Below are 13,447 nucleotides of genomic sequence, written 5' to 3'. Positions count from 1 at the left end.
AGAACGGCGCGGGCAAGTCGACGCTCGTCAAATGCATCATGGGCTACTACCACGCCACCGAAGGCGACATCCTGATCGGCGACCGCCAGCAGGCGATCGGCAATCCCAGGGATGCCCACGCGCTCGGGCTCGGCATGGTCTACCAGCATTTTACCCTCGTGCCGGCGATGACGGTTGCCGAGAATCTCGTGCTCGCGCGCGACGACGTTCCGGCAGTGGTGGATTGGAGTAAGGAGAAGAAGGAACTTGGAGCGTTTCTGGCGCGGATGCCGTTCAAGGTGCCGCTCAACGCAAAAGTCTCCGACATCTCCGCCGGCGAGCGGCAAAAATGCGAGATTCTCAAGCAGCTCTATCTGAAGCGGCGCTTCCTGATCCTGGACGAGCCGACCTCCGTACTGACGCCGGCCGAAGCCGACGAGGTACTCGGCATGCTCCGCGACATGGTGGTCAGGGGCGAGCTGACGATCCTGATGATCACGCACAAGTTCCGCGAGGTCATGGCGTTCGCCGACGAGGTGACGATCCTGCGGCGCGGCAAGCTCGCCGGCCAAGGCAAGGTTGCCGAGCTCACGCCCGACGCCATGGCGCGCACCATGATCGGCGCCGAAGAGTTGACCGTGCAGCCGCCGCGCACCGGCGAAACAGGCCAGGCGCGGCTGGAGCTGGCAAAGGTCCGCGCACGCGACGATGCCGGCGCGATCGCAGTGCACGACGTTTCCCTTACGGTACGCGCCGGCGAGATCGTCGGTATCGCCGGTGTCTCCGGCAACGGCCAGCGCCAGCTCGTCGAGGTGCTGGCCGGCCAGCGCGACGCCGAGAGCGGCGAAATCCGCGTCGCCGGCGATCCCTATCACGCACGCCGCGAGGAGATGCGCCAGCACAAGATGTCACTATTGCCGGAGGAACCGCTCAAGAACGCCTGCGTCGGCGGCATGAGCGTCGCCGACAATATCGCCTTCCGCGAATTCGACCGCGCGCCCTTTGCGAGCCTCGGCTGGTGGCTCAACCGCGGCGCATTCCGCGACGACGCCCGAAAGAAGATCGCGCAATACAAGATCAAGACGCGCACGCCGGAGACGCCGATCTCGGCGCTGTCAGGCGGCAATGTGCAGCGCGCGGTGCTGGCGCGCGAGCTCGGCGGCGACGTCGAAGTGCTGATCGCGGCCAATCCCTGCTTCGGCCTCGATTTCGCGGCGGTGGCGCAAATCCACGCCGAGATCATGGCCGCGCGCAATCGCGGCGCGGCGGTTCTGCTGGTCAGCGAGGATCTCGACGAATTGCTCGAGCTGTCCGACCGGTTGGTTGTGATGTTCCACGGCGAATTCGTGTATGAAGCACGGACCAGCGAAGCCGACCTCACCGTGGTCGGCCGTCACATGGCGGGACACTAACAGCGGAGCAGCGATGAGCGGCGCATCGGAACGCGACGAGCACTTCTTGCGCCTGTCGTTTGAGGTAGCTCGCCGCTCCCTCACCCATGGCAACCACCCGTTCGGCTGCCTCGTGGTCGACGCGGACGGCAAGGTGTTGATCGAGGCCGAAAACGGCTACATGCCGGACCATGACGGCACCGCGCATGCCGAGCGCCTCGCCGCCACGCAGGCCTGCCGGACGCTGGGTCGTGAGGTGCTCGCCAAGGCGACGCTCTACTCCTCCGCCGAGCCCTGCGCGATGTGCGCCGGCGCGATCTACTGGGCCGGCATCGGCCGCGTGGTCTATGGGCTCAGCGAACACCGCCTGCGCGGCGTCACCGGCAACCACCCGGAGAACCCGACCCTCGATCTGCCCTGCCGCGAGGTCTTTGTCAGCGGCCAGCGGCGAACCGAGGTCGTCGGCCCGCTCCTGGAAAACGAAGCCGAAGCCCTGCACGACGGCGTGTGGACGAGGTAGCAATCTCCACAAACTCGGACTCGTAGGGTGGGCAAAGGCGCCCTCGCGCCGTGCCCACCATCTGAATGCAATAGAGCAGAAGTGGTGGGCACGCTTCGCTTTGCCCACCCTATGATTCTCCGCCAAAACCCCCAAATGGCGCCGCGCATTCCTGCACGGCGCCATCCGAACCTTGGAAGACTTCAACCGATCAGAACTTCACAGTGACACCGCCATAGACCGTGGACTCGGTGCAGCTCTTGGTGCTCTGGCCGGTGGCGGCGACGGTGCAGACGCCGGGCATGGCGTTGTGATCGAGGCCGAACTTGTTCTCCCAGTAGCGATAGGCGACCCAGAGATCGACGAAGTGCGAGTACTTGTCACCCCACGCCGCCTTCGAGGCGTCGAAGGTCAGGCGGATCGGTTCGCTGTTCAGCTCGGTCTTGGACGCGGTGGAGAACCGGCCGACGCCCGAGAGCGCAGGAAGGCCGTTCGAGTCGCCCTTTGGTCCATACCATCCGGCACGGCCGCTGATCGACCAGTACTGCATGTTCGGCGGCAGGAAGCCGAGGTCCATGTAGTAGTTGATTTCGACCGCCCAGGTCGGATTGTAGCTGACATTGCCGTCCGAGTTACAGACGACGCCCGCAGGTCCGGCGACGAACAGGCCGCACTGGGTGAAGGCGTTGTGGTTCGAGAACTCCCAGTACATCAAGGGCGCGACGTTGATGTAGCCCTTGTAGGGAAGATCGAAGGCAAACTGCAGACCGGCGACGACGTCGCGCTTGGCGGGCGCAAGGAAGTTGTTCTCGGTGTTGCCGTCCATACCGACTTCGAACGAGACGTTGTGCAGCGGGCCGGCGGTGAAGGCCTTGGTGTTGAATAGTTCGTTCCAGCCGAAGGTCGAGCGGAACAGGCCGTAGATCTCGGTCGCGCCGGCGCAGTCGGCAGCGCCGCCGGTGATGGTCACGCCGGGCGCAACGCAAGGGCTGGCGGGGTCGTTATGACCCGACTTGAACATCGAGATGGTGAAGAAGTTGGTGCCGTAGGCCCAGAGATCGAAGTGGGTGAAGGAGTAGACCTGCTTGGGCGTCTTGCCGTCGATCGAACCATCCGGGCGCACGCTCCACATGCCGGGGTCGGTGCCCTTCGGCATATACGAGAACGACACCCGGTCGTCGATCACCAGGAAGAACGGAAGGTCCGTTGTCTTCTTGGCGGCCTTGACTGGAAGGTCCGCCGCGTGAGCCAAGCCGCCGGTGGCTAGCGTAGCAAGAGACAGCGCCGTTGCTGCAATTGCCGTGAAACGAAACGACATCCTGAACACCCCCAAAATTGAAGCTTTAGAAATCAAGCCCCGTCGGGTGCGACACTTGCGCCGTTCCCTGGAGGTGAGAAGCCTCAACTTGTTTCAGCGCCTGCTGCAGGTTTCGGCAGAAGGCGCGTGAGGATCAGGACTTTTTCGCTCGCTTCGATGCCCGGCAACGCGCTTCGCTTGCGCGCGTTGCGCGAGCCCCTGCCAGAGTTTCCCGATTGTTTTTCTTTGCCTTTTGTGCGCGGCAAAAACCGATTCGCTGAGCCCGGACCCGCGGCGTCGCCGCGTCTGCGCAAAGCGTACAAAGCGAAACGCGTCGGTTGCCCAACTTGGCATCAAGGCTGCACAGGGCGGTTCCGATTGGGCTTGAACCGTCACAAATTTGCAACAGACACTTACCGCATAACTACGGACTCGCTAGAACTGTCGCTCGAGAATCGCGAATGGATGGCGAATCCTCTCGTTTGCCGAAGCGTTGAGCAAGGCATGACGTTTTTTCGCTACTTACGCGGCGGATCAAACTAGCCCACTATTGAGGCAGAGGCACTTTACTCGACCCACGTGACGGCGAATGTCAGACGCGATGCCCAACAGCCCGCATACCGGGGAGCCACCGCTGCTCCAGACGATCGGGCTCACCAAGCGCTATGGCGACTTCCTCGCCAACGCCTCGATCGACATTGATATCTTCCCCAGAGAGATCCACGCCCTGCTTGGCGAGAACGGCGCCGGCAAGTCGACGCTGGTCAAGGCGATCTACGGCCTGATCCAGCCAAGCGCCGGCGAGATTCGCTGGCAGGGCGAGCGCATCGTGCTGTCCGGCCCGTCGGAAGCCCGCAGCCGCGGCATCGGCATGGTGTTCCAGCATTTCTCGCTATTCGAGAATCTCACCGTCGCCGAGAACGTCGCGCTCGGGCTCGACGGCAAGGAGTCCTACAAGGACATGTCGGCGCGGCTGGAACAGGTTTCGAGGACCTACGGCCTGCCGCTCGATCCAAAGCGCGAGGTCTGGCAATTGTCGGTCGGCGAGCGGCAGCGCATCGAGATCGTGCGCGCCCTGATGCAAAATCCCAAATTCCTGATCCTGGACGAGCCGACCGCCGTGCTGACGCCGCAGGAGGCCGACCAGCTATTCATCGTGCTCGAACGCCTCAAGGCGGAAGGCCGCGCAATCCTCTATATCAGCCACAAGCTCGAAGAGGTGAAGCGGCTGTGCGACACTGCCACCATCCTGCGCGGTGGCAAGAAGGTCGCGACCTGCAATCCGCGGCAAGAGACGGCGGCCTCGCTCGCGCGCATGATGGTCGGCGGCGAGATCAAGGAGGTCAGGGCCGCGACTGGCAGGCAGACCACTGTGCCGCGGCTCGTCGTCAACGATCTCACGCTTGTGCCCGACGAGCCGCACGGCGTGCGCCTCGAGCACATCTCGCTCGAGCTCAAGGGCGGTGAGATCCTCGGCATCGCAGGCGTCGCTGGCAACGGCCAGGACGAGCTTTTCGCCGCCCTGTCGGGCGAGAGGTTGTCGAAGGATCCCGGCACGGTGGTGATCGAAGGCATCGCCGCCGGCCATTTGTCGATCACCCAGCGCCGCAAGCTGGGCGCGGCCTTCGTGCCCGAAGAGCGGCTCGGCCATGGCACCGCGCCGCGCATGCGATTGTCGGAGAACGCATTGCTGACGGGCCACGCCGCCAGCGGCATGGTCAGGCACGGCTTCATCGATACGGCGGCGACGTTGAAAACGGTCGACAAGGCGACCGAGACCTTCGACGTACGCAAGGCCAAGCGCGATCCGGAAGCGGCAAGCCTCTCCGGCGGCAATCTGCAAAAATTCATCGTCGGCCGCGAGATCCTGCGCAACCCGGCCGTGCTGGTGGTGAGTCAGCCGACCTGGGGCGTGGATGCAGGCGCGGCTGCCATCATCCGCCAGGCGCTGCTGGATCTCGCCGCCAGCGGCGCGGCCGTCCTGGTGACGAGCCAGGATCTCGACGAGCTCGCCGAGATCGCCGACCGTATCGCGGTGATGTTCCACGGCCGGCTCTCGGTGCCGCTCTCGGCCAGCGAAGCGACGCGTGAAAAGCTCGGCCTGCTGATGGGCGGCAGCAGCCTGGACCAGAAGGAGGTCGCGCATGCAGCTCGTGCTTGAGAAGCGCACCGAGCGCTCCAACACGATCGCGCTGGTCTCGCCGCTGATCGCGATCGGCCTGACGATCGTGACGATGAGCATCCTGTTCGCGGTCCTCGGCAAGAATCCGCTCCTTGCTCTCCATGCGTACTTCATCGCACCATTGACCGACGGCTACTCGCTCCAGGAGATCGCGGTGAAGGCGACGCCGCTGGTGATGATCGCGATCGGGCTGTCGCTCTGCTATCTCGCCAATGCCTGGAACATTGGCGCCGAGGGCCAGTTCCTGATTGGCGCAGTCGCCGGAAGCTGGATCGCGGTGAAGACGCAAGGCACGGACGCCGGGGTCTGGGTGCTGCCGGCGATGCTCTTGCTTGGTGCCGTCGCCGGCGCGCTCTACGCCCTGATCCCGGCCATCTGCAAGGTGAAATTCGGCGCCAGCGAAATCCTGACCAGCCTGATGCTGGTCTATGTCGCCGACCTCTTCCTCGACTATCTCGTCCGTGGCCCGTGGCGCGATCCGCACGGTTTCAATTTCCCAACCACTGCGGAATTCGATCCCGTGGCGACAGTCCCGGTGCTGATCGAAGGCGGGCGGCTACATCTCGGCTCGATCATCGCACTCCTGATCGTAGCGGCAGCGGCGGTGCTGCTGGGACGAACCATCAAGGGCTTCGAGATCCGCGTGGTCGGCGCTGCGCCGCGCGCGGCGCGGTTCGGCGGCTTCAACGCCAACCAGTTGATCATCCTGACCTTCGCCGTCTCAGGCGCGCTGGCCGGTCTTGCCGGCATCATCGAGGTTGCCGGCCCGGTTGGGCATCTCCAACCCGGCATCTCGCCCGGTTACGGATTTACCGCCATCATCGTCGCCTTCCTCGGCCGGTTGAATCCGATTGGAATATTAATTGCAGGCCTTTTTCTCGCATTGACCTTCATCGGGGGCGAGCAGGCCCAGATCGCAATGAAGATCCCGCTTGATGTCACCAAGGTTTTCCAGGGGATTTTGCTGTTCTACGTGCTCGCCTGCGATTCCCTGATCCTCTACCGTTTCCGGCTGGTCTTCCCGAACCGTCAGGTGGCCCGTGGAACTGGTTGAAGCCATCATCCTGTCGGTGCTTGCCGCCTCGACGCCGCTGCTGATCGCGGCGACGGGCGAGCTCGTGACCGAGCGTTCCGGCGTCCTCAACCTCGGCGTCGAAGGCATGATGATCATGGGCGCGGCCTGCGGCTTTGCGGGTGCGTGGCTCACGGGCTCGATCATCATTGGCGCAATCTGCGGCATCATTGCGGGTACGTTGATGTCGTTGGTCTTCGCGCTGATGGCGCTCGGTCTCGCGGTCAATCAGGTTGCGACCGGGCTCGCGCTGACCATCCTCGGCATCGGGCTCTCGGGCCTGATCGGTGCCGGCTTCGTCGGCGAGCGCATCACGCCGGCGCCGCATCTCTACATTCCCATCCTCACCGACATTCCGCTGATCGGCCGCGTGCTGTTCGGCGAGGATGCCTTCGTCTATCTCTCGATCGCGCTGATCGTCGGCGTATGGTGGTTCCTCTATCGGACGCGAGCCGGGCTGATCCTGCGCGCCTGCGGCGACAACCACGTCTCCGCGCATGCGCTCGGCTATCCCGTGCTGCGCATCCGCACCCTTGCGGTGATGTTCGGCGGCGCTTGCGCGGGACTTGCCGGTGCCTATCTGCCGCTCGCCTACACGCCGTTCTTCATTCCCGGCATGACTGCTGGCCGCGGCTGGATCGCGCTCGCGCTGGTCGTGTTCTCATCGTGGCGGCCGGGGCGCCTCGTCGTCGGCGCCTACCTGTTCGGCGCGGTGACCATCCTGCAACTGCACGCTCAGGGCTGGGGCATTGGCATTCCCTCGCAGTTCATGTCGGCGCTGCCGTATCTGGCAACCGTGATCGTCCTGGTTCTCTTGTCGCGCGCACGCACCGGCGGATCGACCGCGCCGGCCGCGCTCGGCACCGTGTTCGTGCCCGATCGTTGATGGACTTCCGCTTCGTGCGCGATGGGGCGCGCACGTTGCGGTGTGGCTTTCCCCGACTGTTTGGAGATTGATGATGAGGAAAACACTTCTTGCGCTGGCTGCCGGGCTCTTGCTTGCCGGAAGCATTGGCGCCGCCTCCGCTGCCGACAAGCTGAAGGTCGGCTTCATTTACCTTGGCCCGATTGGCGATCTCGGCTGGACATATCAGCACGAGCAGGCGCGCGAGGCGCTCGTGAAGGAATTGGGCGACAAGATCGAGACTACCTATCTCGAGAATGTTCCCGAGGGCCCGGACGCCGAGCGCGCCATCGAGCAGCTCGTCCGCGCCGGCAACAAGCTGATCTTCACCACGTCCTTCGGCTACATGGACCCGACGCTGAAGGTCGCGAAGAAATATCCGAACGTGCATTTCGAGCACGCCACCGGCTACAAGCGCGACAAGAACATGTCGACCTATTCGTCGAAATGGTATCAGGGGCGGTACATCCAGGGCCTGATCGCCGCCAAGATGTCGAAAACCGGTGTGCTCGGCTATATCGGCTCGTTCCCGATTCCCGAGGTCGTCTCCGGCATCAACGCGACGATCCTCGCGGCGCAGACCATCAACCCGAACATCAAGGTCAAGATCATTTGGGCCAACACCTGGTTCGATCCGGGTAAGGAGGCCGACGCCGCCAAGGCGCTGCTCGACCAGGGCGCCGACGTTATCATGCAGCACACGGATTCGCCGGCGGCGATGCAGATCGCTGCCGAGCGCGGCAAGCTCGCCTTCGGCCAGGATTCCGAAATGATCAAGTTCGGGCCCAAGGCGCAGCTCACCTCGATCCTCGATACCTGGGGTCCCTACTACATCGCGCGCGTCAAGGCCGAACTCGACGGCACCTGGAAGTCCGAGGACACCTGGGGCGGGCTCGACAGCCACATGTTCGCGATGGCGCCCTACACCAACATGCCCGACGACGTGAAAAAGATGGCAGAGGATGCCCAAGCCGCGATCACGTCAGGCAAGCTGCATCCGTTCAAATGCCCGGTCGTCGGGCAGGACGGCAAGGAAGTCGAGTGCAAGGGCGGCGATCACCTCGATGACGGCCAGATCCTCGGCATGAACTTCTACGTCAAGGGCATCGACGACAAGGTGCCGGGCAAGTAGCACGCTTCTTGCATTGCTAAAATCACCTGCTCCTCCCGGAGGAGGTTCGGAGGGGGTAGCCACCAATACCCGGCAATGGTGGTTGCCCCCTCTTCTCTATCCTACCTGCCTAACCTGCCTGCATCGCGCGGGCCGCAGCGCTGTGGCGGCGGATCAAATCGGCGATATCCAGCCCCGGGATTGCCCCGTCGACCACGGCCCATTTGCCCGCGACCATCACCCGATCGGCCCGATGCGCGCCGCAGAGCACGACTGCCGCAATCGGATCGCCGTGGCCCGAGAAGCGCAATTCATCCAGCCGATACAGCGCCAGATCCGCCGCCTTGCCGAGGGCGATCTCGCCGAGCTCGGGGCGGCCGACGCAGGCGGCCGAGCCCTTGGTCGCCCAGCGCAGCGCGTCCTTGTGGCTGATCCTCGTCACTCCATAACGCGCTCGCTGGAGCAGGAACGCGGAACGCACCTCCTGCATCAGATTGGACGCATCGTTGGAGGCCGAGCCATCGACCCCGAGTCCGATGCCGACGCCGGCGTCCTCCATCTCGCAGACCGGGCAGCAGCCCGACGCGAGAAGCTGGTTGCTGCAGGCGCAGTGGCTGATGGTGGTCTTGGCCTTGCCGAGCCGCTTCATCTCTTCGGCGTTGAAGAAGATGCCGTGGGCGAGCCAGGTCCGCGCATTGAGCCAGCCGCACTGCTCGAGATAATCGAGCGGGCGGCAGCCATACATCTGTTCGCAAAACCTGTTCTCGTCCTCGGTCTCGGCAAGATGCGTGTGCAGGCGAACATCAAGTTTGTCGGCGAGATCGGCGGTGGCGCGCATCAGCGACGTCGTCACCGAGAATGGCGAGCATGGCGCCAACGCGATCTGCACCATCGCATCCGCACCGCGCTGGTGATGCTTTGCGACCACCCGCGCGCTGTCGGCGAGGATGGTGTCCTCGTCCTGCACCACGCTATCAGGCGGCAGGCCGCCGTCGCGCTGCGACAGGTTCATCGAACCGCGCGTGAGCAGCACCCGCACGCCGAGCCGCTTGGCAACGGCGACCTCGATGTCGAGCGCATCTTCAAGGCCCGCCGGGAAGACGTAGTGATGATCAGTCGTGGTGGTGCAGCCCGACAGCAGCAGCTCCGACATCGCCACGGTGACGCCGAGCTGGAGTGCCTCCGGTGTCATCCGTGCCCAGACCGGATAGAGCGCCTTGAGCCAGGGAAACAACTCGCGGTCCATCGCCGCCGGCAGCGCGCGTGTCAGCGTCTGGTAGAAGTGGTGATGCGTATTGATAAGACCGGGCAGGACGACATGTTCGCCCGCTTCGAACACCGCGGCGTCCGCTGCGGGCTTACCGCCAGCGGGCACAAGCTCGACGATCAGCCCATCCTGCACCACGATGCCGCGCTCGGCCCCATCGGCGAGGATGGCGAGCGGATCCTTGATCCAGACCGGCTTTGCGTTATCCATGATCCCGTTTCTCCTGACGTCGGCCGGCATTCTCGCCCGCAAGGCGAAGGTTAGTTGCTTGCATCCTTGTTGCGACTTGGCTCCGGACTTGCAAGACTCCATTTCAAGCGATCGATCCGATTCAAGGCGTTGGCGTACTCATGGACTTGAATACCATCACGTCGGTGGCCCATCCGGAGAGCCGCGCGCAACTGCCCGTTTGGACGGCAGGTGATGCTTGGCTCGCGGGCGGAACCTGGCTGTTCTCGGAGCCGCAGGCCCACCTGTCCCGCCTGATCGACCTCACCGACCTGAAATGGCCGGCACTGACCATCACCGACACCTATCTGACGATCGCGGCAACCTGCACCATCGCAGAGCTCGATGCGCTGACCTGTCCGCTCGACTGGGTCGCCGCACCGCTGATCAGCCAATGCTGCCGCGCCTTCCTCGCCTCGTTCAAGATCTGGAAGACGGCAACGGTCGGCGGCAATCTCTGCATGTCGCTGCCAGCAGGTCCAATGATCTCGCTGACGTCAGCACTCGACGGCATTTGCACGATCTGGAAGGCCGGCGGCGGCGAGCAGAAGCTTCCCGTTCTCGATTTCATCACCGGCAATCAGCGCAACCGCCTGATGCCGGGCGATCTGTTGCGGCAGATTGATATCCCCCTATCCGCACTGAAGCGCCGTTCGGCGTTCCGCCAGATCTCGCTGACGCCGGTCGGCCGCTCCGCGGCGCTGTTGATCGGCAGCCTCGATGACGATGGTGGACTGAACCTGACGGTGACTGCATCGACCGTGCGCCCGATCCGACTGTCCCTCCCGAAGCCGCCCGATGCGAACGCATTGCGCGCAGCCATCGTGACCGAGATCATCGACGGCCTCTATCATGACGACGTCCACGGCAAGCCGTTCTGGCGCAAGCATATGACGCTGCACCTTGCCGAGGAGATTCGTCGCGAATTGCTGGATGGCGCGCGGCCATGAGCTTCGAGATCAACGGCAAGCCGTTTTCGGAACACCCACGCGCGGGCCAATGCCTTCGAACCTTCCTGCGCGAGCTCGGCCATTTCGGCGTCAAGAAGGGCTGCGACGCCGGCGATTGCGGCGCCTGCACGGTGCTGCTCGATGGCGAGCCGGTGCATAGCTGTCTGATCCCGGCCTTCCGCGCCGAGGGCCGCGCGATCACCACCATCGAAGGGTTTGGCGGCGACGGCGGCACGCATCCGATGCAGCAGGCCTTTCTCGACGCCCAGGGGTTTCAATGCGGCTTCTGCACCGCCGGCATGATCCTGACCTGCGCGTCGCTGAACCAGGCGCAGCGCACCGATCTCGGCGCGGCGCTGAAGGGCAACATCTGCCGCTGCACCGGCTATCGCGCGATCGCGGATGCGCTCGACGGCAAGACCAATGTCGACGATGCCGTGGAGGCCGGCGGCGCGTTCGGCCGCAGCCTTCCCGCGCCGGCCGGACCCGACATCGTGCGCGGCGAGGCGCGCTACACTTTCGACACCGAGATCCAGGGCCTCCTCCACATCAAGCTCCTGCGTTCGCCGCATGCGCATGCGAGGATCGTCGCAATCGACAAGACGGCCGCGCTGGACGTTCCCGGCGTCCACGCGGTGCTGACCCATGAGGACGTGCCCGACCGGCTGTTCTCGACCGCGCGGCACGAGAAGGACTGGATGGACCCGGAGGATACGCGCGTCCTCGATGATATCGTCCGCTTCATCGGCCAAAAGGTCGCCGCCGTCGTGGCGGAAAGCGAGGCTGCCGCGGAGGAAGCGTGCCGCCGGCTGAAGGTGGCCTACGACATCCTGCCCGCGGTGATCGACCCGGAGCAGGCGATGGCGCTCGGGGCGCCGCTCGTGCATCCCGATCGCAGCATCGAACATCGCGTCGCGAACGCACAGCGCAACATCGTGGCGGAGATCCATGGCGAGTTCGGTGACGTTGCGGCGGCGTTCGCAGCTTCGGCCGTCAGTTACGAGGGAACTTTCGCTAGCCAGCGCGTGCAGCATGCTGCGCTGGAGACGCATGGCGGCCTGGCCTGGCTCGATGCGTCCGGCGTCCTCAATGTCCGCACCAGCACGCAGGTGCCGTTCCTCACTCGCCGCGCGCTGTCGAACATTTTCGATCTTCCCATGGACAAGGTGCGCGTGTTCTGCGCGCGGGTCGGCGGCGGCTTTGGCGGCAAGCAGGAGATGTTCGTCGAGGACATTTTGGCGCTCGCCGCGCTGAAGACGGGGCGCCCTGTGAAACTCGAGCTGACGCGCGAGGAGCAGTTCATCGCGACCTCGACGCGACATCCGATGCGTGTCCGCGTCAAGGCCGGTGCCGATGCGGACGGCAGGCTGACCGCGCTCCAGCTCGACCTGCTCTCCAATACCGGAGCTTACGGCAATCACGGCGGAGCGGTGATGTTCCACGCGGTGGGGGAGTCCATCAGCGTCTACAACTGCCCGAACAAGAGGGTCGATGGCGTCGTCGTCTACACGAACACGGTGCCGGCTGGCGCGTATCGCGGCTACGGCCTGCCGCAGGCATTGCTCGCGGTCGAGTCGGCGATCGACGAACTGGCAAGGCAGCTCGGCATCAGCCCATACGATATCCGCCGCCGCAACGTCGTCAGGCCCGGCGATCCCATGCTGTCGCCACCCCCGTCGGAATATCACGACGTCGCCTATGGCTCCTACGGGCTCGACCAGTGCCTCGATCTGGTCGAGCGCGCGATGCAGGCGGATGCGCCTCAACCGGATTTGTCGGCGGACTGGCTGATCGGCGAGAGCATTGCGCTGACCATGATCGACACCGTGCCGCCGGCCGGGCATATCGCGGACGCGATGATCACGCTCAACGGCGACGGCAGCTTCGATCTCACCGTCGGCACCGCCGAGTTCGGTAACGGCACCAGCACGGTGCACCGGCAGATCGCGGCCAGCGCGCTCGCGACCACCGTCGACAACATCGACCTCAAGCAATCCGACACAGCGCATGGCGGCCACGACACCGGCGCCTATGGCAGCGCCGGCATTTTCGTCGCCGGCAAGGCAACGCAGGCGGCGGCGGAGCGTCTTGCGAGCATGTTGAAGGCGGCGGCCGCCGAGGCATGGCTGTGCGATGCCGCGATTTGCACGCTTGACGACAATTCTGTCGTCAGCGGTGTCAGGCGGATCTCCTTTGCTGATCTCGCGAGGAACGCGCAGGAGCAAGACGAGGTGCTCGCGGCGAGCGGCAATTCCCAGGGCACGCCGCGCTCGGTCGCGTTCAACGTGCAGGGTTTTCGCGTGGCGGTGAACAAGGCCTCGGGCGAGTTGAAGATTCTCAGGAGCGTGCAGGCGGCCGATGCCGGCGTCGTTGCCAATCCCATGCAATGCCGCGGCCAGGTCGAGGGCGGCGTAGCGCAGGCTCTGGGGGCGGCAATGTATGAGGAGATGGTGATCGACGCGCAGGGGCGCATCATCAACGCCAAATTCCGCGACTATCACCTGCCCTCCTTCGCCGATGTGCCGCGCACGGAAGTGCTGTTCGCCGAGACGTCCGATACGATCGGG

General features: G+C 64.5%; 9 protein-coding genes and 1 pseudogene. 8 read left to right on the top strand and 2 right to left on the bottom strand.

All coding sequences use genetic code 11. The features are described from left to right. Together SO180_RS33200 and SO180_RS33195 are read left to right on the top strand one after the other, a co-directional pair. A partial coding sequence (locus SO180_RS33200) for an ABC transporter ATP-binding protein (RefSeq protein WP_449383034.1) occupies nucleotides 1-1,391 on the top strand: 1,391 nt, incomplete at its 5' end. Between the two features lie 13 nt (nucleotides 1,392-1,404). Continuing rightward, complete coding sequence (locus SO180_RS33195) at nucleotides 1,405-1,890, top strand: nucleoside deaminase (protein ID WP_449383033.1); 486 nt, start codon at nucleotides 1,405-1,407, stop codon at nucleotides 1,888-1,890. A 190-nt stretch (nucleotides 1,891-2,080) separates the two neighbouring features. On the opposite strand, the gene SO180_RS33190 is transcribed toward SO180_RS33195, so the two are convergent. Then, a complete protein-coding gene (locus SO180_RS33190; RefSeq protein ID WP_449383032.1) occupies nucleotides 2,081-3,187 on the bottom strand; it encodes a hypothetical protein in 1,107 nt (368 codons plus the stop codon). A 568-nt stretch (nucleotides 3,188-3,755) separates the two neighbouring features. Here SO180_RS33190 and SO180_RS33185 point away from each other — a divergent pair. From SO180_RS33185 to SO180_RS33170, 4 genes are all read left to right on the top strand, one after another. Next, nucleotides 3,756-5,327 carry an ABC transporter ATP-binding protein gene (locus SO180_RS33185; protein ID WP_449383031.1) on the top strand — a complete coding sequence of 524 codons (1,572 nt, stop codon included), beginning with the start codon at nucleotides 3,756-3,758 and terminating at the stop codon, nucleotides 5,325-5,327. Continuing rightward, nucleotides 5,311-6,402 carry an ABC transporter permease gene (locus tag SO180_RS33180; protein ID WP_449383030.1) on the top strand — a complete coding sequence of 364 codons (1,092 nt, stop codon included), beginning with the start codon at nucleotides 5,311-5,313 and terminating at the stop codon, nucleotides 6,400-6,402. Before SO180_RS33185 ends, SO180_RS33180 begins: the two co-directional genes overlap by 17 nt. After that, a complete protein-coding gene (locus tag SO180_RS33175; protein ID WP_449383029.1) occupies nucleotides 6,389-7,306 on the top strand; it encodes an ABC transporter permease in 918 nt (305 codons plus the stop codon). Before SO180_RS33180 ends, SO180_RS33175 begins: the two co-directional genes overlap by 14 nt. 73 nt (nucleotides 7,307-7,379) lie before the next feature. Then, complete coding sequence (locus tag SO180_RS33170) at nucleotides 7,380-8,456, top strand: BMP family ABC transporter substrate-binding protein (RefSeq protein ID WP_449383028.1); 1,077 nt, start codon at nucleotides 7,380-7,382, stop codon at nucleotides 8,454-8,456. A 109-nt stretch (nucleotides 8,457-8,565) separates the two neighbouring features. On the opposite strand, the gene SO180_RS33165 is transcribed toward SO180_RS33170, so the two are convergent. Then, entirely contained in the window at nucleotides 8,566-9,912 is a 1,347-nt protein-coding gene (locus SO180_RS33165) for an 8-oxoguanine deaminase (protein ID WP_449383027.1), read from the bottom strand. Between the two features lie 140 nt (nucleotides 9,913-10,052). Between SO180_RS33165 and SO180_RS33160 the strand changes: the two genes are divergently transcribed. Together SO180_RS33160 and SO180_RS33155 are read left to right on the top strand one after the other, a co-directional pair. Continuing rightward, complete coding sequence (locus SO180_RS33160) at nucleotides 10,053-10,880, top strand: FAD binding domain-containing protein (protein ID WP_449383026.1); 828 nt, start codon at nucleotides 10,053-10,055, stop codon at nucleotides 10,878-10,880. Beyond that, nucleotides 10,877-13,447, top strand: a pseudogene (locus SO180_RS33155) (molybdopterin-dependent oxidoreductase); the annotation flags it as partial. The gene SO180_RS33160 and the pseudogene SO180_RS33155, both read left to right, overlap by 4 nt.

The sequence above is a fragment of the Bradyrhizobium sp. UFLA05-112 genome (assembly GCF_053572325.1).
Note: the sequence above shows the minus strand (reverse complement) of the source record. Positions and strands in the feature narration are given on the sequence as shown.